The sequence below is a fragment of the Shinella sp. OV683 genome (assembly GCF_057787725.1).
The window spans coordinates 1,258,011-1,281,634 of the sequence record NZ_CM173543.1; the positions used below are offsets into that span (position 1 = coordinate 1,258,011).

General features: G+C 59.1%; 23 protein-coding genes and 1 tRNA gene. 17 read left to right on the forward strand and 7 right to left on the reverse strand.

Annotated features, from left to right (window positions below; translation table 11 throughout):
• Positions 1-20: 20 nt before the first annotated feature.
• Positions 21-1,259 (forward strand): NAD(P)/FAD-dependent oxidoreductase, encoded by a 1,239-nt coding sequence (locus ACXHRN_RS06115; RefSeq protein WP_488640446.1) that lies wholly within the window; start codon positions 21-23, stop codon positions 1,257-1,259.
• 106 nt (positions 1,260-1,365) lie between these two features.
• Here ACXHRN_RS06115 and ACXHRN_RS06120 read toward each other — a convergent pair whose 3' ends face one another.
• Positions 1,366-2,577: an acyl-CoA dehydrogenase family protein gene (locus ACXHRN_RS06120; protein ID WP_488640447.1), complete on the reverse strand. Its 1,212-nt coding sequence runs from the start codon at positions 2,575-2,577 to the stop codon at positions 1,366-1,368.
• Positions 2,578-2,647: 70 nt separating this feature from the next.
• Positions 2,648-3,694, reverse strand: coding sequence for a substrate-binding domain-containing protein (locus ACXHRN_RS06125; RefSeq protein WP_488640448.1), 1,047 nt, complete (start codon positions 3,692-3,694; stop codon positions 2,648-2,650).
• 211 nt (positions 3,695-3,905) lie between these two features.
• Here ACXHRN_RS06125 and ACXHRN_RS06130 point away from each other — a divergent pair, with 211 nt between their 5' ends.
• Together ACXHRN_RS06130 and ACXHRN_RS06135 are read left to right on the forward strand one after the other, a co-directional pair.
• Positions 3,906-5,384 (forward strand): sugar ABC transporter ATP-binding protein, encoded by a 1,479-nt coding sequence (locus tag ACXHRN_RS06130; RefSeq protein ID WP_488640449.1) that lies wholly within the window; start codon positions 3,906-3,908, stop codon positions 5,382-5,384.
• Between the two features lie 2 nt (positions 5,385-5,386).
• Positions 5,387-6,430: an ABC transporter permease gene (locus ACXHRN_RS06135; protein ID WP_488640450.1), complete on the forward strand. Its 1,044-nt coding sequence runs from the start codon at positions 5,387-5,389 to the stop codon at positions 6,428-6,430.
• A 331-nt stretch (positions 6,431-6,761) separates the two neighbouring features.
• On the opposite strand, the gene ACXHRN_RS06140 is transcribed toward ACXHRN_RS06135, so the two are convergent.
• Positions 6,762-7,718, reverse strand: a complete 957-nt coding sequence (locus ACXHRN_RS06140; RefSeq protein WP_488641841.1) for a LysR substrate-binding domain-containing protein — start codon at positions 7,716-7,718, stop codon at positions 6,762-6,764.
• A 288-nt stretch (positions 7,719-8,006) separates the two neighbouring features.
• Here ACXHRN_RS06140 and ACXHRN_RS06145 point away from each other — a divergent pair, with 288 nt between their 5' ends.
• The 6 genes from ACXHRN_RS06145 (at position 8,007) to ACXHRN_RS06170 (ending at position 13,518) form a co-directional block, all read left to right on the forward strand.
• A complete protein-coding gene (locus tag ACXHRN_RS06145) occupies positions 8,007-8,816 on the forward strand; it encodes a transporter substrate-binding domain-containing protein (protein ID WP_488640451.1) in 810 nt (269 codons plus the stop codon).
• Positions 8,817-8,818: 2 nt separating this feature from the next.
• Positions 8,819-9,487 (forward strand): amino acid ABC transporter permease, encoded by a 669-nt coding sequence (locus tag ACXHRN_RS06150; protein ID WP_488640452.1) that lies wholly within the window; start codon positions 8,819-8,821, stop codon positions 9,485-9,487.
• Positions 9,484-10,134: an amino acid ABC transporter permease gene (locus ACXHRN_RS06155; protein ID WP_488640453.1), complete on the forward strand. Its 651-nt coding sequence runs from the start codon at positions 9,484-9,486 to the stop codon at positions 10,132-10,134. The genes ACXHRN_RS06150 and ACXHRN_RS06155 overlap by 4 nt, the downstream gene beginning before the upstream one ends.
• 261 nt (positions 10,135-10,395) lie before the next feature.
• Positions 10,396-11,586 carry a glycine C-acetyltransferase gene (locus ACXHRN_RS06160; RefSeq protein WP_488640454.1) on the forward strand — a complete coding sequence of 397 codons (1,191 nt, stop codon included), beginning with the start codon at positions 10,396-10,398 and terminating at the stop codon, positions 11,584-11,586.
• Between the two features lie 226 nt (positions 11,587-11,812).
• The gene (gene tdh, locus ACXHRN_RS06165; protein WP_488640455.1) at positions 11,813-12,847 is read left to right on the forward strand and encodes an L-threonine 3-dehydrogenase; all 1,035 of its coding nucleotides are present in this window, start codon (positions 11,813-11,815) and stop codon (positions 12,845-12,847) included.
• Positions 12,848-13,170: 323 nt separating this feature from the next.
• Positions 13,171-13,518 carry a GFA family protein gene (locus ACXHRN_RS06170; RefSeq protein ID WP_488640456.1) on the forward strand — a complete coding sequence of 116 codons (348 nt, stop codon included), beginning with the start codon at positions 13,171-13,173 and terminating at the stop codon, positions 13,516-13,518.
• Positions 13,519-13,521: 3 nt separating this feature from the next.
• Here ACXHRN_RS06170 and ACXHRN_RS06175 read toward each other — a convergent pair whose 3' ends face one another.
• On the reverse strand, positions 13,522-14,379 hold the full coding sequence (locus ACXHRN_RS06175) for a calcium-binding protein (RefSeq protein WP_488640457.1): 858 nt from the start codon (positions 14,377-14,379) through the stop codon (positions 13,522-13,524).
• 572 nt (positions 14,380-14,951) lie between these two features.
• Between ACXHRN_RS06175 and rpoD the strand changes: the two genes are divergently transcribed.
• From rpoD to ACXHRN_RS06210, 7 genes are all read left to right on the forward strand, one after another.
• On the forward strand, positions 14,952-17,015 hold the full coding sequence (rpoD, locus tag ACXHRN_RS06180) for an RNA polymerase sigma factor RpoD (RefSeq protein ID WP_488640458.1): 2,064 nt from the start codon (positions 14,952-14,954) through the stop codon (positions 17,013-17,015).
• 200 nt (positions 17,016-17,215) lie between these two features.
• On the forward strand, positions 17,216-17,530 hold the full coding sequence (locus ACXHRN_RS06185) for an ArsR/SmtB family transcription factor (protein ID WP_488640459.1): 315 nt from the start codon (positions 17,216-17,218) through the stop codon (positions 17,528-17,530).
• Positions 17,527-17,886, forward strand: a complete 360-nt coding sequence (locus ACXHRN_RS06190) for an SRPBCC family protein (protein WP_488640460.1) — start codon at positions 17,527-17,529, stop codon at positions 17,884-17,886. Before ACXHRN_RS06185 ends, ACXHRN_RS06190 begins: the two co-directional genes overlap by 4 nt.
• A gap of 45 nt (positions 17,887-17,931) precedes the next feature.
• Positions 17,932-18,555 carry an ATP-dependent Clp protease proteolytic subunit gene (locus ACXHRN_RS06195; RefSeq protein ID WP_488640461.1) on the forward strand — a complete coding sequence of 208 codons (624 nt, stop codon included), beginning with the start codon at positions 17,932-17,934 and terminating at the stop codon, positions 18,553-18,555.
• Positions 18,556-18,696: 141 nt separating this feature from the next.
• On the forward strand, positions 18,697-18,987 hold the full coding sequence (locus ACXHRN_RS06200; RefSeq protein WP_488640462.1) for a GYD domain-containing protein: 291 nt from the start codon (positions 18,697-18,699) through the stop codon (positions 18,985-18,987).
• Between the two features lie 296 nt (positions 18,988-19,283).
• Entirely contained in the window at positions 19,284-19,919 is a 636-nt protein-coding gene (locus ACXHRN_RS06205; RefSeq protein ID WP_488640463.1) for a DUF930 domain-containing protein, read from the forward strand.
• A 177-nt stretch (positions 19,920-20,096) separates the two neighbouring features.
• Positions 20,097-20,483, forward strand: coding sequence for a hypothetical protein (locus ACXHRN_RS06210; protein ID WP_488640464.1), 387 nt, complete (start codon positions 20,097-20,099; stop codon positions 20,481-20,483).
• A 120-nt stretch (positions 20,484-20,603) separates the two neighbouring features.
• Here the strand turns inward: ACXHRN_RS06210 and ACXHRN_RS06215 are convergent, their stop codons facing one another.
• The gene (locus ACXHRN_RS06215; RefSeq protein ID WP_488640465.1) at positions 20,604-21,344 is read right to left on the reverse strand and encodes an SIMPL domain-containing protein; all 741 of its coding nucleotides are present in this window, start codon (positions 21,342-21,344) and stop codon (positions 20,604-20,606) included.
• A 141-nt stretch (positions 21,345-21,485) separates the two neighbouring features.
• Between ACXHRN_RS06215 and ACXHRN_RS06220 the strand changes: the two genes are divergently transcribed.
• A tRNA-Ile gene (locus ACXHRN_RS06220) sits at positions 21,486-21,561 on the forward strand.
• 484 nt (positions 21,562-22,045) lie between these two features.
• Here ACXHRN_RS06220 and ACXHRN_RS06225 read toward each other — a convergent pair.
• Positions 22,046-23,116 (reverse strand): adenylate/guanylate cyclase domain-containing protein, encoded by a 1,071-nt coding sequence (locus ACXHRN_RS06225; protein ID WP_488640466.1) that lies wholly within the window; start codon positions 23,114-23,116, stop codon positions 22,046-22,048.
• A gap of 3 nt (positions 23,117-23,119) precedes the next feature.
• Entirely contained in the window at positions 23,120-23,614 is a 495-nt protein-coding gene (locus ACXHRN_RS06230; RefSeq protein WP_488640467.1) for a Rab family GTPase, read from the reverse strand.
• Between the last annotated feature and the right edge of the window lie 10 nt (positions 23,615-23,624).

Here is a 23,624-nt window from a genome sequence, read left to right on the forward strand (position 1 = left end):
TGTTGCGTCGGAGCGAGTGAATGAAGAGTGCGATCGTTTTGGGTGCGGGCATGGTGGGGGTCTCCACCGCGCTCGCCTTGCAGGATCGTGGCTGGTCCGTCGTGCTGGTCGACCGCAAGCAGCCGGGACGTGAAACCAGCTATGGCAATGCAGGCATTATTCAGGCAGAAGCGGTCGAGCCTCCGGCAATGCCGCGATCGGTGGGTGAGTTCGTCGACATCATTTTCGGCCGCACCAACGATGTGCATTATACGTTTCGCGAGTTGCCGGCGCATGCCGGATCACTCCTGCGCTACTGGTGGCATTCCCAATCGAAGCGGCATCAGGTCATCTCTGCGGCATGGTCAAGCCTGATCGCGCAGGCGACATCAAAGCACGATGTGCTGATCCAGCGGGCAGGTGCCGACAATCTCATCCAGCGTTCTGGATATCGCGTGCTCTATCGCAACGCCTCGGAGCTGGAAGCCGCAGTCAGCAGCGCAGAAAGATTGTCCCGGACCTACGGTCTGGAATATCGCCCGGAATCGGCTAACGAGCTCGGCACGGCGGAACCTGCACTCAACCGCAAAGGGGCAGGGGCCATTCACTGGCTCAATCCGTGGACGGCCAGCGATCCGGGCAGCCTTGCTGCATCCTATGCCGATCTTTTCGAGCGCTCGGGCGGTACATTCGTGCATGGCGGTGCCGAAACGCTGAAGAGGAATGCCTCGAACACGGCGTGGGTCGTGCAGACCGACGACGGGCCGCGCGAGGCGGAGACTGTGGTGATCGCGCTCGGGCCGTGGTCGGCGACCGTGCTCAGGCAGTTCGGCCACAAGTTTCCGATGGTCAAGAAGCGCGGCTATCACGCACACTATACCTCGCCGGTGCCGCTGCGGGCGCCGGTCATGGACAGCGAGTTCGGTTATGTCATGGCGCCTATGGCGCTCGGGACGCGAATTACCACTGGCGCACATCTGGCGCGCTTCAACGTGTCGCCCGATCCCGTCCAGCTTGGGCGAGCGGAAGAAGCCGCGCGGCAGTTGATGGAACTTGGTGAGCGTGTCGAAGACCAGCCCTGGATGGGCACGCGGCCATGCATGCCCGACATGCTGCCGGTGATTGGCCAATCGCAGCACAACAAGGGACTCTGGATGAATTTCGGCCACGGCCATCAGGGCTTTACCCTCGGCCCGGCTTCCGCCGATCTGTTGGCATCCATGATGTCTGGCGAACCCCTCAGCATCGATCCAGCGCCGTTTCGGCCTGAGCGGTATTAGCCGGACCAGCGCGTCAGCCCGTTGGAATCGACCAACGCTAGATGATGCCACGGCAGGCAAAAGGCGGCGGATCGGCCGCCTTTTCTTTCCCGCAGAAAAGAGAATATCAGCTATACAGGCTCACAGTTGGAATCGTCCTGTTCAACGCGAAATCGCCAACTTCGCGGGCCTTGTAGAACACCGGATCGTGAAGCGTGTGCGTTCGAACATTGCGCCAGTAGCGATCGAACCCGTATTTCGAGGCGGTTGCACGCGCCCCCATCAGCTCAAACACGCGCGAGGTGATCTCCAGCGACACATGCGTGGCATTGACCTTGGCGGCATAGGCTTCGATCGCGGCCTCGCCGCGCTCTCGCTCGGTCACCGACGGCCCGCGATACAGCGCAGATTGTACGGCTTCTGCGGCCACGTCGGCCAGCGCCGCGGACGCCTTGAGTTGCGCCTTGAACTCGCCGATGCGCTCGAGGATATAGGGATCCTCCGCAGCCTTCGAAACGCCTGAGGTGATCCACGGCCGCGTCGTGGTTCTGACATAATCGATTGCAGCGTCGAGTGCGCCCTCCGCCGTGCCGAGATAGAAATTCACGAAAACCAACTGAATCAGAGGCGTGTTGAAGGTCGGAAGTACGGCGGGCGGGGCGTCAGGGGCCGCCAGCGGCAGGATGAAATCGCTCTGATAGACCGGGAAATCATGGAATTCGACGCTGCCACTGTCGGACAAACGCTGGCCGATATTGTCCCAGTCATCGTTGGTAACGTAACCCGCGCGGTCTGTCGGGATAACGAAATTGGCAACTTTGTCCCCGAAGGCGGCATTGACGTTGATCCGGTCGGAAATCCGGGCGCCGGTGGAGAAGGTCTTGCGGCCGTTGAGGACGTAGTGGTCGCCGCTGCGGGTCAGTGTCAGGCCCGGGTCGCGTGGATTGACCGCCGCACCCCAATAGAGGCTCTTGGCCACGGTTTCCTGGCCAAGTGCTGCAGCCTTGTCCGGATCCTCGTGCGCCCAGTAAATGTACTGGCTGTTGACGAAGTGATAGCCGAGCAACTGGCCGATCGAGCTCTCGCCGCGCGCCAGGATGCGCACCAGCCTGAGGCCATCGACCCAATTCAGTCCTCCGCCGCCGATCTGCGTTGCGTGCAGCGCATTCAGCAGCCCTGCCGATTTCAGTATGCTGATCTCGGCGTAGGGAGGCCTGCCTTCGCTATCAAGTTTCGCGCCGCGATCGGCAAGATCGCTGGAAATTGCTTGCGCCCGCGCAAACAGCGTCGCTCGCTGATCCGTGACTTCGGCTTTCTTGACGAGGTGGAGAGTGGTCATGGCTGGCTCCGCGATTTGGGATTTGAGGATGACCGCGGCCTCGTGTGAAGCCGCAGTCCTGCGAGATGCGTCAGTAGAGCTTGGCTGGGATCCACGGCGCATTGACCGCATCGCTTTCGCTGAAGGCCGGCACCTTGGCAGCCAGTTCCTCGATCGTCTTGACGCCGGCGTCGCGCAGCGACTTCTGCGTCAGCAGCGCCGGCTTGACGAGGATCGAATGCGGCACTTGCTCTCCGGCAATGCTGAGCGCAACGGCGCGGACCGAGACCGCACCGACGACGGCCGGATTGGTCGCCACGGTTGCCACCCACGGGCTACCTTCCTCGGTGATTTCCTGGATATCGGCTGTGGAGACGTCTGCCGAATAGATCTTGATCTTGTCGGAGATGCCGAGATCGGCGACCGCGAGTTTTACGCCGCGAGCAAACTCATCATAAGGTGCGAAGACGACGGTGATATCTGGATTGGCGGTGAGGGCGGCCTTTGCCTGGTCAGCAGTGCTCGTCGCTGTGGTGTCGCTGACATTGCCGAAACGAGCCTTTTCGACCACGCCCTTGTTGTCGGCCTTGAACTTGTCCCAGATCTCGTTGCGGCGATCGAGCGGCGCAAAACCGGCAACATAGACATAGCCGGCATTGAACGAGGTTCCGTTGTCCTTGGCCGCCTGTTCCAGCGCGAGCTTCGCCAGCTCGTGGTCGCTCTGTTCGACCTGCGGGATCTTCGGGTTGTTGAGGTTGACGTCGAAAGCCACGACCTTGATGCCGGCGTCGAGAGCCTGCTGGACGACGTCGCCGAGCGCTTCCGGCTGGCCGTGGTCGATCACGATACCCTGGACGCCGAGATTGATCGCCTGCTGGATCTGGTCACGCTGCTGGGTGGCGTCCTGGCGGCCCGGGAACACGCGGAGATCGATGCCGATCGCCTTGGCCTGCGCTTCTGCGCCTGATTGATAGGCCTGGAAGAAATCACCGGCCGAAATATAGGAGATCAGCGCGACCTTGACGCCTGCCTTGTCGAAAGGCGGCGGGGCTTTGGCGTTGTCGGCAGCATGCGCAACGCCGGTGAGGGTGATTGCGGCAACGCCTGCCACTGTAATTGTCTTGAGAAGGAAATTCATTGTTGTGCTCCTTTGCCGATTGGCTGCCGGTCCCACATGAGCACGGCCTTTATAAACATAAAATCCATAAAAAAAGTATACAATAATAATATGCCAACTTTACGCCGGCAATGAAAACGCTGTTGCGGCAATCGGGCCAAACTTGAAACGCCATGCCCTCTCAGTCGATATTGCGCATAATATACATAGATTAAATCATTTAAAGGTTACCATGCCACTCCTCCTCGCCGACTCCATCGAAAAATCCTTCGGCGCCACGCGTGCGCTGGCAGGCGCGAGCCTTTCCGTCGAAGCGGGTGAAATCGTCGCGCTGATGGGCGCCAATGGGGCCGGCAAGTCGACGCTCGTCAACATTCTATCGGGCGCCTTCGGGGCCGACAGCGGCACGATTATGCTTGGCGGCCGACCCTACGCGCCACGCGCGCCTGCCGAGGCCGCCGCACGAGGCATCGTTACCGTTCACCAGTCCACCGACAAGCTGGGCACGCCGGGACTTTCGGTGGCTGATACGCTGCTCCTCGATTCCTATGCGGATGGCAGTGCGTCCTTCTTTCTCAATCGAAGTTCTGTCCGTCGCAAGGCGCGAGGGATATTGCGGGATGCGGGCTTTGATCTGCCGCTCGATGCGGATTTTGCCGATCTCTCGCCGGCCGAACGGCAGATGCTGGCAATTGCGCGCGCCATCGGCCACAACGCTTCGCTGCTGATCCTCGATGAACCCACGGCCAGTCTTTCGGGCCGCGAGGCGGAGCGGCTCTACGATATCCTGAGGGGTCTGCGTGCACGTGGTATCGCCATACTTTATATCTCGCACCGCATCGCTGACCTCAAGGCGATCGCCGATCGTGTCGCGGTGATGCGCGGCGGTCGGGTGGTGGGAGAATTTCGTGCGCCGGTGGATTTCGGCGCGGCGATCGAGGCGATGATTGGCCGCTCGTTGGCTTCGATGCGTCCGGAAGGGTTGGGAGAGCCTGGCAAGTCGGTCTTGAGCCTGCGCGGCGCACGGCTGCACCCTGACACATTGCCATTCGATCTCGACCTGCATGAGGGTGAGGTGGTGGCACTGACCGGCGTACTCGGCGCGGGCAAGAGCCGCTTGCTACAGGCGATCTTCGGCACATTGCCGCTGGCCGCAGGCACCATGCTGCTGGGCGGAAGGTCCTATACGCCGCGCACCCCGCGCGAAGCAATCGATGCCGGTGTGTCGATGGCCGCGGAAGATCGCCACAAATCCTCGCTGATGCCGGCCGGCTGGCCCGGCGATACGATCCCGCAGACGATCAGCCTGCCGCATCTCGGCAAATGGTTTCCGACCGGCTTCACATCGGGTGGCCGCGATTTCGCCGAGGCCGAGCACGCCGTCAGGCGGCTTGGCATCAAGACCAATTCGGCGCGTGCTACGCTCGACTCGCTCTCCGGCGGCAACCAGCAGAAGGTCATCCTCGGCCGCTGGGAGGCCGAACCCTGCCGGCTGCTGCTGTTGGACGAGCCTTTCCAGGGCGTCGATGTCGGCGCACGACAAGACATCATCCAGGCAATTCGCGCCAATCGCTCGCGCGCCACCCTGATTGCCACATCGGATCCGGAGGAGGCGCTCGAAGTCGCTGACCGGATTCTCCACATCGACCACCATACACTCGTGCCGGGAGCCTCCGTGGCCCACCCGGTGCGCGAAACCGAAAGCATTTGACCATGACCACCCTGGAAAGCCGCAGCGGGTCCGTCGCCAGACCCGCACCTGCCAACATCTTGGCGAACAGCGTCGCGCTCCTTCGCTCCGGCGGCGTGCTTTTTCTGCTGTTTGCGATGCTGGTCGGCTTTTGGATCGCCCAACCGGTGTTCATCAATCTCGTCAACCTGATGAGCATCCTGCAGGCGGTCTCTGTGGTGGCGATCCTGGGAGTCGGCGTAACGCTGACGCTCGCTGTCGGCGGCTTCGACCTGTCGATCGGTGCGATCTCGGCATCATCTGTCATGGCGGCGACCTATGCGATGATCGTCTGGCAGCTGAATGTCTATGAAACCGTGCCGCTGGTGCTGGCTTTCGGCGCATTGGCGGGTGGCTTCAACGCATTCCTGATCGTCAAGCTGCGCATCCCGGATCTGTTGGCAACGCTGGCGATGATGTTCCTGTTGACCGGCCTGCAACTCATCCCCACGGCAGGGCGTTCGATTTCTTCCGGCCTCATCCTGCCCGACGGATCGAAAGCCGCTGGCGCGGTCGACAAGGCGTTCCTGCTGATCGGCCGTTCGAGCCTGTTCGGGTTCATTCCGATGCCGGTGGTCAGCATGGCTATCGTGGCGTTGGTCTTCTATGTCCTCATGGAGCATACCCGCATTGGCCGGCTGCTCTTTGCTGTCGGCGGCAACGCGGTGGCCGCACGGCTCGCCGGAGCCCCGGTCGCGAAACTCAAGACATCGGCCTATGTCCTGTCGGGCGTGCTGGCCAGCGTCGGCGGCATTATTATCGCCGCGCGCGTCGGCCGTGGCGACGTCTCCTCCGGCGCCTCGCTGCTGATGGATGCCGTAGCTGCATCACTGATCGGGTTTGCTGTGTTGGATCGTCGACGGCCAAATGTGTTCGGCACGCTGGTGGGTGCGGTTTTCGTCGGGGTCCTGCTCAACGGTCTGACAATGCTGAACGCGCCCTATTACACGCAGGATTTCGTCAAGGGGGCTGTCCTGGTAGGCGCACTCGCCTTGACGTATGGGCTCGACAGAGTTCGGGATCGCTAGATCATTCCCGAACCTATCGGTGGGCGCGTCGTTGAGCGGCGCCCTGGCGGTGATCAGGCTGGTAGGGCCGCGCCGATTTGCGATGCCGCGAGCAATTTGCGGGTGAAGTCGTCTTGCGGATTGTTGAAGACGTCCTCGAACGCCCCGCGTTCGAGGACGCGACCGTCGCGCATGACAAGCACCTCATCGCTCACGTGCCGGATGACACCGAGATCGTGCGAGATGAAGAGATAGGAGATGCGTCAAGTTGCGGCGGATGGCAGTCTCATCCAGTCGTAACATATGGTCGATCTCTCTGGTGCCTTGCATGGTTCAGTGTAGTTGCGCCCGATCATTCCAACGTCGCGGTGGGAGTTGTCCGGGTACGGATCAACGTTCGCGCCGCATGCTGGGGTTCCGGCAGGGGATCACTCTCTAGCGCGGAGAACAGCCAGTCGATGAAAACCTTGACGATTGGGGCGGCGCGTAGGTCGTTGCGACAGGCGACGTAGAAGGCGTTGTTTGCCGGCACCGTCAAATCGAATGGCGCGATGAGCTCACCCTTGGCGATAAGGCCACCGGCGGTGATCGTGTCGCCGAGCGCGACACCCTGGTTGTGCAGCGCCGCTTCGGTTGAAAGCCGGGCATCGCTCATAAAATGCTGGCGCCTGCGCGGCATGATCTCCCCATCGGCTGCTGCGAGCCATGTATTCCATTCCCGCCCGTCGTCGGCATGCAGGATAACGTGATCGCGCAGATCACGAATCGTGCGCAACGGCTGCATGTTCAGAAGCGCCGGACTGACGACCGGAAACAGCACGAGCGGGCTCCAGAGCCGCGACCAGTAATCCGGCCAGTCGCCATTGCCATAGAGCAGGCACAGATCGACATCGGGAGAAAAGAGCTGCGCCACATCGTTGGATGCAATCAGCGTCAGTTGTACGTCTGGAAACTGGCCTGTGAACTCATGCAGCCGCGGAATCATCCAGAAGGAAAGCAGGGCAGGGACGCAGGCAAATCTGAGCTGGCCGCTTGTCGTCGGCCGTGTCATGGCAGCCGTCGCAGCTGCGATTTCCCCGAAGGCGTGGGTGACGGCCGGCAAGAGAAGTGCGCCCTGCGGCGTCAGCGTCAGGCGCTTTCCGCCGCGAACAAACAGCGATACGTTGAACGACAATTCCAGCGCCCGGATTTGATGGCTGATCGCACCATGGGTGACATTCAGTTCGCGCGCTGCGGCAGAGACCGAACCGCGCCGGGCGGTTGCCTCGAAGGCACGCAATGGATTGAGAGGCGGGAGGCGGTTGTGCAGCGCAGGTGCTCCGGTCCAAAAGCATGTTGTGAATTTTTCTCACATCATATGCTATAACATTGTCAATTGATTTTCTATCGGGTTTGGCACTTAATAGAGTCAACAAGACGCCAAAAATGGGGAACATGCGTCGGAACCGGCCAACCGGGCGATGCTTCCGACTGAAATCGCGCGCACCTCTGTTCTGCACACAAGAAGTGCTGGAGGTCATGGTACGGCGCGTATCTGAACCCCGACCGACGGCAAGTCTTGTTCCAAAAAGCAGAGTCCAAAAAAGGGGAATGAAAAATGAGAACCAAGTCGACAATGAAATCGTCGATCGCCGCCGCCGTCATGCTGGGCGGCGCAATTCTGGCCATGGCAACGACATCGGCCAAGGCTGATGCCATCGACGACATCGCTAAAGCCGGTGTCCTGAACGTCGGCGTTTTTTCCGATTTTCCACCATTCTCGTCAGCCAGCGCCGATATGAGCCTCAAGGGCTATGACATGGACGTCGCCCAGGCGATTGCCGATGCGCTGAAGGTCAAGCTCAATCCGGTCAGCATCACCGGCCAGAACCGTATTCCCTACCTGACGGAACATCGCGTCGATCTGCTGATGAGCGTGGGCTACAGCAAGGAACGCGCCGAAGTGCTGGATTATGCGGTGGCCTACGCCCCCTACTACATCGCCGTGATCGGGCCAGCAGCCCTCGAAGTCAAAGCCAAGGAAGATCTCGCCGGCAAAAGCATCGCCGTCAACCGCGGCACGCTGGAAGATACCTCGCTGACCGAAGCGGCACCGGCCACAGCCGACATCAAGCGGTTCGACAACTACAACTCCGTGATCCAGGCGTTCATTTCCGGCCAGACGCAGTTGATGGTGGTCGGCAACGACGTTGGCGCCCAGGTGCTGGCGCGACAGGATGTGTTGAAGCCCGAGCAGAAGTTTCAGTTGATGACCTCGCCCTCGCATATGGCGGTCAACAAGGGCGAAGACCGCCTCAAGAAGCTGGTTGACGAAACGGTGGCCAAGATGCTCGCCGACGGCTCGCTGAACAAAAGCTCCGAAGCATGGCTCAAGACATCGCTCAATCCTGACAACCTCAAGGATTGAGAATGGGCTATACGCTCGATTTCGGCTGGCTCAAGGATGCCGTCGGATTGATTGCAAGTGGCGCTGTTATGACGATCTTCCTGATCGCCGTGACCTCCGTCATGGGCATTGTATTGAGTGTTCTGGGGGCGGCTGCGAAGCGTAGCCGTTACCGGATACTGCGCGCCGCGATAGTGGCTTACGTGGAGCTGATCCGCAACACGCCCTTTCTCGTGCAACTGTTCTTCATCTTCTTCGGCCTGCCGCGATTTGGCATCCGGCTCGATCCGATCACTGCCTCGATGCTGGCCATGACGCTGAACATGACGGCCTATACGACGGAAATCGTCGGCGCTGGCCTCGATGCCGTGCCATCGGGCCAGAAGGAGGCAGCCGCGGCGCTGGGCCTCAGGCCTTGGCTGGTCTTCGTCAAGATCGTCCTGCCGCAGGCGCTGAAGGTGATCTTCCCCGCGCTGACCAGCCAGATCGTCATCATGATGCTGGAATCTTCGGTCGTATCGCAGATCGCGGTGCGCGAGTTGACCTACGAGGCGGACCTGCTGCAGGCCCGCACCTTCCGCGCCTTCGAGACCTATTTCGTCATCACGCTTGTCTATCTCGGACTGAGCATTGGGCTGCGCAAACTTCTGTTCGCCGCCGGCCGGAAAACGATACCGGGAGGCATGGCGTGATCGAGTTTACCTTCTGGGACATCGTCCGCAATCTGCTGCTCGCCGCGCGCTGGACCATTGTGTTGTCGATCGTAGCCTTCGCTGGAGGCGCGATCTTCGGCGTGCTTATCCTGCTGCTGCGCATATCCAAGCGCAAATGGCTGCAGCGGAGCGGGGAATACTACATCGGCCTGTTCCAGGGAACGCCACTGCTGATGCAGCTGTTCCTGCTGTTCTTCGGCCTGCCGCTGCTCGGCTTTCGCGTCGAGGCATGGACGGCCGCAGCACTCGGACTGACGCTCTGCGCCAGCGCCTATCTCGCCGAAATCTGGCGGGGCGGCGTCGAATCCTTGCCGGCAGGCCAGTGGGATGCAGCCCGAAGTCTCGGCCTGCACTACGTGTCGCAGCTTCGCCTGATCATCCTGCCTCAGGCCTTTGCGATCACGCGAGCCCCAAGCGTTGGTTTTCTGGTGCAGTTGATCAAGAGCACGGCGCTCACCTCGATCATCGGCTTCAACGAATTGGTGAAGACATCGAACGCCATCAACAACGCGACATTCGAACCATTCACTGTCTATGGACTGGTGGCGCTGATCTACTTCTTCCTTTGCTATCCGCTGACACGCTACGCCAAGCATCTGGAGCTCCGTGCGGCAAAGCGGCATTGAGGCGTCTGCGACAACGTCGATTGCTGCTTTGTCACCTGGACAGCCCAGGCAATCGTGGTTGTGGGCTGGGATCGCTTGGTTGAACGGACTGAGTTCGATCCAACCTGTCTGGGCCTTTCCAATGGCCCACGTTGGATCGCACAAATGGCCTTCGATTGGCCGATATCCTCCCAACGTCAACATTCCGGCGTCGCGATTGCAGCATTCGGCCTTGGGTTCTGCTATACCGGTTGGCATATCAATGACGGCGGGAAATGACGGATGACGAATGCCTTTCTTGACCACATGCGCAGCGAACTCGACGGGCTGAAAACCGCTGGTCTCTACAAGTCCGAGCGGGTGATCACCTCCAAGCAGGCGGGCGAGATCGAGGTTGCCTCGGGCGCCAGGGTGCTGAATTTCTGTGCCAACAACTATCTCGGTCTGGCCAACAATGAAGAGCTGGCGGAGGCCGGCAAGCAGGCGCTCGACCGCTACGGCTACGGCATGGCCTCGGTGCGCTTCATCTGCGGCACGCAGGAAGAACACAAGCAGCTCGAAGCCCGGATTTCGTCGTTCCTCGGCATGCAGGATACGATCCTCTATTCCAGCTGTTTCGATGCCAATGGCGGATTGTTCGAGACATTGTTGGGTGAGGAAGACGCGATCATTTCCGATGCGCTGAACCACGCCTCGATCATCGACGGCGTGCGGCTCTCCAAGGCCAAGCGCTTCCGCTATGCCAACAACGACATGGCCGCGCTGGAAGAGGAATTGAAGAAGGCCGAAGGCAGTCGTTTCAAGCTTGTTGCCACAGATGGCGTGTTTTCGATGGACGGTATCATCGCCAATCTCGGCGGCGTCTGCGATCTCGCCGAAAAGTACGGCGCGATGGTGATGGTCGACGACAGCCATGCTGTCGGCTTTGTCGGCAAGCACGGTCGCGGCTCAGCCGAGCATTGCGGCGTCGAGGGCCGGATCGACATTATCACCGGCACGCTGGGCAAAGCCTTGGGCGGCGCATCAGGCGGCTATACGTCGGCCAAGCATGAGGTGGTGGATTGGTTGCGTCAGCGCTCGCGGCCCTATCTGTTTTCCAACACGCTGGCCCCGGTGATCGCTGCGGCATCATTGAAGGTATTCGACCTGATCGACAATGGCGATGCACTGCGTGAGCGGCTTTATGCCAATGCGAGCCTGTTCCGCAGCGAGATGACCAAGCTGGGCTTCAAGTTGGCGGGTGAGGGACATCCGATTATCCCGGTCATGCTGGGCGAGGCGACGCTGGCGCAGGACATGGCGGCGCGGATGCTGGATAAGGGCGTTTATGTCGTCGGCTTCTCATTCCCTGTCGTGCCGAAGGGCCAGGCGCGGATCAGGACGCAGATGTCGGCGGCGCATTCACGAGCCGATGTTGAGAAAGTGATTTCCGTGTTTGCCGACGTCGGGCGGGAACTGGGTGTGATTTCGTAGTTGCTGCCGTTTTCACCCCTCCCCAACTTCGGCCAAGCGATCAGCTACGCTTCTCGCGGCCTTCGTATCCTCTCCCACAAGGGGAGAGGCAGAGAGGCGGCGATGCCACAGGTTTACCTCTCCCCTTGTGGGAGAGGATAGTTCGTCCCCAAGAGGCGTAGCCGATTGGTTGGATGAACTTGGTGAGGGGTGAGCCGCGGATGGAATTCAATAAGGGAAACAATCAATGACCAACATGATGCGCGCGCTGGTGAAGGCAAAGCCCGAAATCGGGCTGTGGATGGAGCATGTGCCGGTGCCGGAGCCGGGGCCGAACGATGTGCTGATCAAGGTGAAGAAATCGGCGATCTGCGGTACCGACGTGCATATCTGGAACTGGGACCAGTGGGCGCAGAAGACCATTCCGGTGCCGATGGTCGTCGGCCATGAATTCGTCGGCGAGATCGCCGAGATCGGCTCGTCGGTAACCAAGTACAAGATCGGCGAGCGGGTATCGGGCGAGGGCCATATTGTTTGTGGCAAGTGCCGCAATTGTCGGGCCGGCAGGGGCCATCTCTGCCACAACACACTCGGCGTCGGTGTCAACAGGCCGGGCTCGTTCGGTGAATTCGTCTGCATTCCGGAATCCAACGTCGTGGCCATTCCCGACGACGTACCGGACGAAGTCGCGGCGATCTTTGATCCATTTGGCAATGCCGTCCACACGGCGCTGTCCTTCGATCTCGTCGGTGAAGACGTGCTGGTGACGGGTGCCGGGCCGATCGGCATCATGGGGGCAATGGTGGCCAAGCGCTCCGGCGCCCGCAAGGTCGTGATTACCGACATCAACCCGGTGCGGCTCGACCTCGCCCGCGCCTGCGGCATCGACCATGTCGTTGATGCATCCGCGCAGAATCTCGCCGATGTTATGGCGGAAATCGGCATGAAGGAAGGCTTCGACGTTGGGCTGGAAATGTCCGGCGCGCCGCCCGCGTTTCGCTCGATGATCGATACGATGAACAATGGCGGCAAGATCGCCATCCTCGGCATCGCGCCCGAAGGCTTTGGCATCGACTGGAACAAGGTGATCTTCAAGATGCTGACGCTGAAGGGCATCTATGGCCGCGAGATGTTCGAGACCTGGTACAAGATGATCGCCTTCGTCCAGGGCGGCTTGGATATCTCGAAGATTATCACCCATCGCATTCCGATCGACGAGTTCCGCGATGGCTTCGAGGCGATGCGCTCGGGCAATTCCGGCAAGGTGGTGATGGACTGGTAAGCCGCCTGCGTTTTCCCGGATACATCAAGAGCCCACCCAAAAGCGATCGGCTCAGAGCGCTGAAAAGGTCTCCATCGTCATCCTCAGGCTTGTCCCGAGGATCTGCGCGCCTGAAATATATCCATACTTTCAGTTGCTTGACGAGCCTCGATAGATCCTCGGGACAAGCCCGAGGACGACGACTCGGGGTTGTACAGGGTTTGTCAACAAGCTGCGGCGAAAGCCGAAAAGCTCTCGGATTTTACATTGACCAGCAAGAGAATTGACCAGCAAGAGAATTGTGGATACATGTAGAACATAAAGTGAACAAACGAGAGGCTGTGATGCGTTACTACGGCGGTTGCCATTGCGGCAGGATTGCATTCGAGGTCGAGGGTGACTTCAAGCAGGCCATCGATTGTGATTGTTCACTCTGCCGTCGGCGCGGCGGGCTTCTGGCCTTCGTGCCGCGTGGCAACATGAAGCTCAAGACGCCGGTGCAGAATTTGTCGACCTACAAGTTCAACAGGCAGGTCATCCAGCATCATTTCTGCTCGATCTGCGGCGCGGCGCCATTCAGCGAAGGCGAAAGCAAGAACGGTGAGAAATCAGCGATGGTCAATCTGCGCTGTATTCCCGATTTCGATCTAGATAGTCTGGAAATCATCAAGTTCGACGGCAGGAACCATTAGGCGCTAAGTCCAGAGATCCGAACCGTCGAGTGAGTCTCCGCTGTATTTCATCAGCTTCTTCAGATCGGTGAGATCATAGCCGGTGTCGCTGCTCGAGTTGAGGGTGCTGTCGAACAGTTCTTCAATCATGTTTTGCTTGCCGTGGAAGAATGAGGAGAGCGTCGTTTCACCCTGGTAGCCGTCGATGGTGATCAACAGATCATCGCCTTCGCGGGTAAAGGTCAGGTCGTCCTTGGCAACATTCTTGAAGACCAGCATATCAATGCCGGTGTGGTCGAAGATCCAGGCGTGGCTATCATTGTCCTCGATATGATACTCCTCGGCGCCGTCGCGGTCGCTTATGTGAGTGCTGTCGTGCCCGGGGAAATAGGCGTCACTTCCCTTGCCGCCGCTCATGATGTCATCGCCATAGATCGCAAACAGCCGATCGGCGCCGTCTCCGCCGTTCAGGGTATCATCGCCGTCACCACCGATCAGGATGTCGTTGCCGGCGTCGCCGTAGAGCCTGTCGTTACCGTCCTCGCCAAACAGGAAATCGTTCTCCGTGCCGCCGAAGAGACGATCGCTGCCTGCTTCGCCGTGCAGGAAATCGACACCTGCGTCGCCGCGAATGGTGTCCTTGCCATAGCCGCCATAAGCGATGTCCCACATGGCGCCGATGATCGGGGTGGAGTTGTTGCCGAGATCGATCTTGTCATTTCCGGCGCCGCCGTCGATCACATCGTTGCCGTCACCGCCGGAGAGGACGTCGTCGCCCTTGCCGCCCGAGATCGTGTCATTGCCGGCAAGACCCAGAATCCTGTCGGCGCTTGCGCTTCCGGTGAGGTCGTCGGCGTTTTCGCTGCCTTTTCTCGTCTTCATGGCGATTCCATCATGGCTCGAATGATCGAAAAGGGCTGTCATCACCCCGTTTGACGAGCAGCATAGTCGTCAAAGCTCGCCGCTAGCTGACCGGCAGGATAAAATTCGCGTAAAATGACGAGAGGTGCGGTGTTAACTTATCTTGTGGATTCAGGATGTTGAAGCTTGCTTCGCGACAAGTTTCGCGCAAGCTTCATTGTGTCTGCACTTGTTTTGGCGTGATTTTGCCCTACATAGAGATCAGGTTCTGGAATGGGTCCGCAAGCGCATCGCTGCGGGCTTTTTGCGCTTTTTTCAGCTAATACGCTTGACGGGACATGAAATTGCGGGAATCACCATCTCAGACAAAATCGTGAAGAAGTATCGAGCAGGAAGTACGAGATTGGGTCTGATCTGTCGCGGGTTGAGGCAAGTGCCGGTTTCCGAATGGAAATCTCCTCGCGATTAATCCGTCCTTAATCCGACTTCCTGTTATTTCGTTGTCACTGATTCGCTGCTGATGGCCCTGTGCAGCGAACAATTCCAGTGCTTCGAAGTTTGTAAGAAACCGGCGTTAAAGAAAGTCACAGACTATGGCAACAAAAGTCAAAGAAAACGAAGAAGCGGAAACGGAACGCGAAAGCGCGCCGGATGGCCCGCTTCTCGACCTTTCCGATGACGCCGTCAAGAAGATGATCAAAACAGCCAAGAAGCGCGGCTATGTGACCATGGACGAGCTGAACGCCGTGCTGCCGTCCGAAGAAGTGACCTCCGAGCAGATCGAAGACACGATGGCGATGCTCTCCGACATGGGGATCAACGTCGTCGAGGACGAGGATATCGAGGAGCAGGCTCCCGACACCGACGACAGCGACAGCGATAGCGACGGTGAAAGCGAAGGCGGCGAGATCGCCCCGGCTGCTGGCACCCAGCTGGCCACTGCCAAGAAGAAAGAACCCACCGATCGTACCGACGATCCGGTGCGCATGTATTTGCGCGAAATGGGCTCGGTCGAGCTTTTGTCGCGCGAAGGCGAAATCGCCATCGCCAAGCGCATCGAGGCCGGCCGCGAAACGATGATCCAGGGCCTCTGTGAGAGCCCGCTGACCTTCCAGGCGCTGATCATCTGGCGCGACGAACTCAACGAAGGCACGACGCTTCTGCGCGAGATCATCGATCTCGAAACCACCTATTCCGGCCCGGAAGCCAAGGCTGCGCCCCAGTTCCAGAGCCCGGAAAAGATCGAGGCTGACCGCAAGGCTGCCGAAGAGAAGGAAAAGGCCCGCAAGGCGCGCATGCCGGCTGGTTCCGACGAAGATGACGTCACCAATGTCGGCGGCGACACCATGAACTTCGAGGAAGAGGAAGAGGACGAAGACGAGTCCAACCTCTCGCTCGCCGCCATGGAAGCCGAGCTGCGTCCGCAGGTCATGGAGACGCTGGACCAGATCGCCGAGACCTACAAGAAGCTGCGCAAGCTGCAGGACCAGCAGGTGGAGGCTCGCCTCGCTGCCTCCGCGACGCTGTCGCCCGCCCAGGAGCGCCGCTATAAGGAACTCAAGGACGAGCTGATCACGGCGGTAAAATCGCTGTCGCTCAACCAGAACCGCATCGACAGCCTCGTCGAGCAACTCTACGAGATCAACAAGCGCCTCGTGCAGAACGAAGGCAAGCTCCTGCGTCTGGCCGAATCCTTCGGCGTGGCACGCGAAGAGTTTCTCACCCAGTATATGGGCGCCGAGCTCGATCCGAACTGGATGAAGTCGATCGGCAATCTTTCCGCCCGTGGCTGGAAGGATTTCTCGCGCAGCGAAAACCAGACGATCAAGGACCTCCGCCAGGAGATCCAGAATCTCGCTACCGAGACCGGCATCTCGATATCTGAATTCCGCCGCATCGTGCAGATGGTGCAGAAGGGCGAGCGCGAAGCGCGCATCGCCAAGAAGGAAATGGTCGAGGCAAATCTTCGCCTGGTGATTTCGATCGCCAAGAAGTACACGAACCGCGGCCTGCAGTTCCTCGACCTCATCCAGGAAGGTAATATCGGCCTGATGAAGGCGGTCGACAAGTTCGAATACCGCCGCGGCTACAAGTTCTCGACCTATGCGACGTGGTGGATCCGCCAGGCGATCACCCGCTCGATCGCCGACCAGGCGCGCACGATCCGTATTCCGGTGCACATGATCGAAACGATCAACAAGATCGTTCGCACATCGCGCCAGATGCTGCACGAGATCGGCCGCGAGCCGACGCCGGAAGAACTGGCCGAAAAGCTTGCCATGCCGCTCGAAAAGGTCCGCAAGGTCCTAAAGATCGCCAAGGAGCCGATCTCGCTCGAAACCCCGGTGGGCGACGAAGAGGATTCGCATCTCGGCGATTTCATCGAGGACAAGAACGCGCTTCTGCCGATCGACGCGGCCATCCAGGCCAACCTGCGCGAAACCACGACCCGCGTGCTGGCCTCGCTGACGCCGCGCGAAGAGCGCGTGCTGCGCATGCGCTTCGGCATCGGCATGAACACCGACCATACGCTCGAAGAAGTCGGCCAGCAGTTCTCGGTCACCCGCGAACGTATCCGCCAGATCGAAGCCAAGGCGCTGCGCAAGCTCAAGCATCCCAGCCGCTCGCGCAAGCTCAGAAGCTTCCTGGACAGCTGATCCGGCAAAAGCAGATTTGAATACCACGAGCGGCCCGGATGCGGCCGCTCGCTGCAATGTGGAATACTTTCCATTTCTTTCAGCCGCTTGGATTTGTCGCGAGACTTGGAGTTTCGCGACGGCGAGCCCGCATGACCCTTCCCGACTGATCGTGAATCATTGAGCTTGCGAATCGCATAAGTGTGTGCTTATGTGTCGGCATGATTGAGAACGATATCTTCAAGGCCCTGGCCGATCCGACCCGCTGTGCGATCTTCGAAAAGCTGGCATCCGGCGGCATGAATGCCAGTGCCTTGCGACAGGGCATGGAGATCAGCCAGCCGGCCATGTCCCAACATCTTTCGGTTCTGCGCAACGCAAGGCTGGTGCGGGAAGAACGGCAGGGCCGTTTCGTAAACTACGAAGTCGATCCAGATGGCCTGGCGCTCATCGCCGGATGGCTGGCGAAGTATCGCGCCTACTGGCCCGCGCGCATCGACGCGTTGAAAGTCTTGCTGAGGGATATGGACCAATGAACGGCATCGAGGTTGACGGGCAGGCGAAGGACATGGTGCTCGAATACGAACTCGAGGCGCCACCAGAAAAAGTCTGGCGAGCGATCAGCATCCCGGCGTTTCGCGAGAAATGGCTGCCGAAACGACAACTGGCCGAAGCCGAGCCGGTCTCTTCGGCGACGGGCGAGGAAATTCGCTACAGAATGCGGGACGACGAGCCGCCCTTCCTCGAAAGCATCGTGACGTTTCAGCTCAGGCCCAATGCCGCCGGCGGCACCAGGCTGAGAATCATCCATGAGCTGGCGGATGCGCGACTGGAGCGGCCTCCCCGAAGGGCTGCGAACACCAGCCGGTTCTGCCTCATGCGCGCCGCCTGACGGCTCGATTCTCCCAAAAAAATTCTGGAAAAAAGGAATTCGCCGATGCGCGAAGCGATGCAACTCGTCCCTATGGTCATAGAGCAGTCAAGCAGGGGGGAGCGGTCTTTCGACATCTACTCTCGCCTTTTGCGAGAGAGGATCATCTTCCTTAACGGCGAGGTGAACGACGCCGTCGCGTCACTCGTCTGCGCACAACTTCTGTTTCTGGAAGCGGAAAATCCCAAAAAGCCGATCAGCCTTTATATCAATTCCCCAGGCGGGGTCGTGACAAGCGGCCTGGCAATGTATGACACCATGCGTTTCATCCGTGCGCCCGTGCATACGCTGTGCATGGGAACGGCCCGTTCGATGGGATCGTTCCTGTTGATGGCGGGCCAGTCAGGCGAGCGGACCGCCTTGCCCAATGCCAGCATCCATATCCATCAACCCTTAGGCGGCTTTCAGGGACAGGCATCGGACATGCTCATCCATGCCGAGGAAATGAAGCGGACCAAGCACCGTATGACGCGGCTCTATGCTGAGCATTGCGGTCGCAGCTATGATGAGTTCGAGCGCGCCATGGATCGCGACCGTTTCATGACGGCAGAGGAAGCAGTGGAATGGGGTCTCATCGACCGCATTCTGCAGGTTCGTGAAGAGGACCGACCTGAGACCACAAAGATATAGCTGTCGTTGGCATCTGGGGCAGGCGGGTCGTGGCGCTTTTCCCTGCCTGTTTGCAGGCCATGCGCATCAGGCGTAAAATCCCTCCCGGATGCAGAGATGAGGCGATGCCTTTGCGAGGGGGTGTCGCATGGGAGGTATCGCATGACCACCTACATTGTAATGCTCAACTGGACGGAACAGGGAGTAAAGAGTCTTCGCGACTCGCCGAAACGCCTGGATGCCGCCAAGAAGGCGCTCGAGGCAATGGGAGGCTCCTTCAAGGATTTCTATCTCACAATGGGTGAACACGACATGGTGGCGATCTGCGAGGCGCCGGATGACGCGGTGCTCGCCCGCTTCGCACTGACGCTCGGCATGGCCGGCAATGTCCGTTCACGGACACTGAAGGCGTTTCCGGAATCGGCCTATCGCGAGCTGATAGCCACACTCTGAGTGAAATTGTCCAGAGACCTTTTTGCGCGACAGGGGCGGCGCCTCTGCCGCGCTTCCGGGAGATGTGAGCAGCAGCGAGCTTTGCAAAGCCGTTGCTGTTGACACTCACTATTGCAGCCGAGCGTGTGTCTGGCGATCGGCTGCCACCCCTGCCGTTTTGCCTCTCGTGACCTATTTCCGTCATTCTCTGCTGGCAAAGCCGCCATCAGCCTTTAAAGCAGCCGGCCGGCGACAATGGGAAGCGACTGAGGATCATGAGAGGAACGCTTTCCGTCTCGTTTCTACTGCATGCTGCCGTGCTGCTTGCATTGATCTTCCTGCAGCCCGGGGCGACGCTGAAGCCGCCCAGGGACGAAAGCGTCAGTGTCGAACTCGTGCAACTGCCTCAACCGGGGCAGCCGGCGAAGATGGACGAGCCAACGCCGCAGCTCGCCGTGCAGAAGATTCAGCGACCGCCGCTGACCTCGGACCAGATCATTCGCGCCGCCAAGGCCCGGCCGGTCGCGAGGAGTGAACCCAAACCCGCGCCGGACTTGTTGATCCCGGCGCGGCAACTCTATTCGGAAAAGCTGCTTTCCGACCGCCACAACAAAAGCGCGAGGCAGGCGATGAAGCAACTGGCGGCCGACGAGCGCATGATCCAGCTCTGCGATCTCGAGGCCATCGAGCAGGTGCGGCGTGCGAAACAAATGCTCAAGCCCGATTATGTGGTCGCCTACGCAATGTCCGATATTGCGTTGTCTGAGCACGGAGTGGAGGCGGGCGGCGGAGCATTTCACAGCCGGCGTGATTGGTATGGCATCAAATTCCGCTGTGCGCTTTCGAGCGACGATTCGAAGGTGGTTTCCTTCGCGTTTCTCGTCGGCGATCCGATTCCAAGGTCACAATGGGCCGCGCACAATCTGACAGCGGATTCCGGTTCGGCCGAATAGATAAAAATAACCTATAAAAATCAATTGTTTAACGAAAATTTACCATCCTGAACGCCGCATGAACGGCCAATTCCGATTTCGTTCACCATTGATCTCCTAAAACGACGTCAACGCTTCGGGGCGGGACAAACAAGCGCAAACCCCGGCAAGCGAAAAACGAATTCTAAGGAGAGCATCATGAACATCTTCACCAAAGTCGCCCTCGCAGCCCTCGTCGGACTTGGCGCCATGGGCGCCTCTGCACCGGCCAATGCCGCGCAGGTTGAAGTCATCGTTCGCCAGCCGCATGTCGTGGTTCGCAAGCCCGTCGTCGTCGTCCGCCCGGTCTATCGTGAGCGTGTCGTCGTCGTTCGCCCGGCTCCGGTGGTCATCGTTCGTCCGGCTCCGATTATTGTCGGCGGCCGTTGCGCTCCGGGCCTTGCTCTTCAGAAGGCTGCGAACCACGGCCTGAACCGCGTGGCGATCGAAAAGATCGGTGTCAACCGCGTCGTCGTCACCGGCAAAAGCCGTGGCGTATGGGCCAAGATGGTGTTCGCCAATGTTCGCGGTTGCCCGCGCCTGTAACGATTTGAGCTCAATTTCAGAGTTCGAATACTGTTCCGCTCCGTCACGTCTCCCCCACCCCCTGTCATGACGGACGGTACAAGGCCCTCCAAGGTGAAAACCTTGGAGGGCCTTTTCGTTTTACTGCTTGATGGCGAAGGTGACGTTGACGGTGACCGAGTAGCTGTTTTCGCCGCTGGCCACCGGTACCGAATCCGAGGCTTCCTTGGCCATCGACATGCGCATGACCGGCATGGGCTCGGGGCGTTGCATGTTCTCGGTGATCTCGACGACGCGTCCGAGCTTGACGCCGGCCGCGGTTGCAAGTGTCTCGGCCTTGGCAATGGCATTCTTCATCGCATCCTTGCGGGCAGCCTCGATGGTCTTTTCAGGATCGACATTGGTGAAACGGATTTCGCCGCCCTGGTTGACGCCGAGCGTCACCGACGCGTCGAGCACATCGCCGACCTTGGTGAGGTCGCGAATGCGCGCCGTCAGCATGTTGGAGACGGTGTATCCGGTCAGCACCGGCGGCTTGGGCGTACCATCCTCGTTCTGTGGATAGGTGTATTGTGGCTGGATGGAGAAGCCCGAGGTCTGCAGGTCCTTGTCGGCAATGCCATCGGCCTTGAGCGCCTTGAGCACATCAGCCATCGACTTGTTGTTGGCGTCGAGTGCCTCGCGGGCGCTTTGCTTGGTCTCGCTGACGCCGAGGGAGACAATGGCGAGATCGGGCGCGATGGCGGCCTCGGCATCGCCGGAAACGATGATCACGGCCTCTTTCGGCATGTTGTCCTCGGCAAAAACGGGCGATGTAAAGGGCAGGGCAATAGCGCCGGCGAGAAGCGCTGCGGCGAGTGTGCGGGACGAGACGAAAGTCATATTTCCTCCTGGGATTGTGGATACCATTCCCTGACAAGCGATTGTGCGGCTTTTGCGGCGGGCGCTTGCGGGGCAGAATATTTTCCGCTAGAGCCTAGCCCCAACGCATAACCATTGCATGACCTGATGTCACTCGGGTTCGGGCCTGTAGCTCAATGGTTAGAGCCGGCGGCTCATAACCGCTTGGTTGGGGGTTCGAGTCCCTCCGGGCCCACCATCACTTTCCTATTGCATTGATTTTCAAGAAAAAGTACCAAATTCAGGGTGTTGTGCGCCGTCTTGGTTCCAACATTGGTTCCAACATTGAGATATTCTGTGTTGTTTCCATTGTGTTTTTCACGTTTGGTTGCCCTCCCTTGATCCCCACAAGTGCTTGATTCATAACGTTCTTGTTTGCCTCTGACAACTTTGCACACTGGCTCAAAAAGGCTTCGATGGCTGCTTTGCCAAAAGCGGACGTGGGATCAATTTGAGCGAGCGACCGAACTGGGGCCGAGAGCAGTAGGTCCGCATGTGGCGCAGGGAAGAACGATAGCGGACTTAAATCTCCAGGATCCGATGTTCTGAGTTGACCCAGGACAGACCTTTGGCGGTCGCTCGGTGGTCGACTGCTTCGCGCACCTCTGCGGACATTCGAAACCATGATGTTTGATTAGCTTGAGATGCAATGCGTTCCAGGGTCGGCACTGCCAAGCGGCAAATCAAGCCGGGAGCCGCCACATTCGCACACGACCTGTACCACGCAATTCCGTTTCCTCGAGTGGGTCGCAAGCAAATTTTGGTCCAAGCAGTTGGTGAGTTGCATCCGAAATACGGATCTCATCGGGCTCCGCGGACGTTTGAATGCGTGAGGCGAGATTAACGGTCTCGCCCCACAGGTCATAGGCGAACCGCCTTTTGCCTATGACGCCAGCGACGATTGGTCCCGAGTGAATTCCAATTCTGAGTCTCAGCGGCTCTCCTGCGAAGCGTTCGCGCTTAACCACCTTCCGCAGTTCAAGTGCATAGTGCGCGAGGGCTTTTGCATGATCGGGTCGCGCGGTGGGCAGGCCAGCGACCACCATCACACAATCGCCGATTGTCTTGATCTTTTCGCAACCGTATCGTTGCGAGAGCCGATCCGCCGCCTTGAAGAAGTAATTTAACATAGCGAGCGTCGTCACGGCTCCGACGCTCCGGGTTCTTTCCGTAAAACCGACGATGTCGGCAAAAAGCACACTCACCTCTGCGTGGTTGTCTGCAATTTTTTGGTGCGCTTTTAACCGCTCCGCGATCGACGCCGGAAGAATGTTGAGGAGTAGGGATTCGGCGCGCTGGTATTCACGCGACAATCCCTCCTGGCTCTTCCTCAACGCCTCGTTCGTCGATTGTAATTTCTCGTTGAGTTGACGCTCCCTCTCTTGCAGGAGCGTCATTTCATAAGCCTTCTGTTGAAGCCGCTGCTTGTTGTCGCGTTCGGCAGTGGCGTCAAGAAGGAGCAGCCACACGCAGGCATTGCCGGCAAAAAGATGAAGGTCCGCGACACGCCCGCTGGGCAGTTCGACCATGGCCATATGATATGGAAGCTCCGGGCAAGGCAGCAAACCTTCCATAAATTCAAGCTGATCGGCAACAGGATTGCCGATGCGAAGCGATGAGAGCCCGTAATGTTTAAGGTTACCGCCCTTCGCAGCTATGCAAAGCTGGGCGTCAATTTTCAGATATGCGACAGAGTGCTCATTGTAGAAGAAATCGTAAATCCAGCTTCCGACTTCTTTTGGCAATCTATCCATGGTCTATTTGGTGACCATCGAAGCAAGCTGACGAAACGCATCATCAACATGTTCACCCGAAAGCGCACTTGTTAGATAGATTTGCCATCCAAGTTGCCTGAGTTCGTTAATCTCACTCTCCGATATTGTCCACCGATCGGCCAGGTCGGATTTGTTGAACAGCAATACAAACGGCATAGCGCCGAATTCGGCCTCGGCCCGCTCGCGTAGAGTGAGCGCCACGGCAAGAGTAGCGGCGCGGGTTCCATCGACGACAAGCACGAGCCCGGTCGCACCCCGCACATTGCTGACGCGGAATGAGCCGATATCGTCTTCGCCGGCCAAATCCCACAAAATCAGATCCACGGTTTTGTCCGGGAGTGCTACACTCTTCTTGTCGATTTTCACTCCCACCGTGGTCAAGTAGGTATCTGAAAAGATGCTTTGCACAAACCTGCGAACCAGACTCGTCTTTCCGACAGCGAACCCACCCAACATGCAGATCTTTTTTTGCAACATCCTAGCTCCG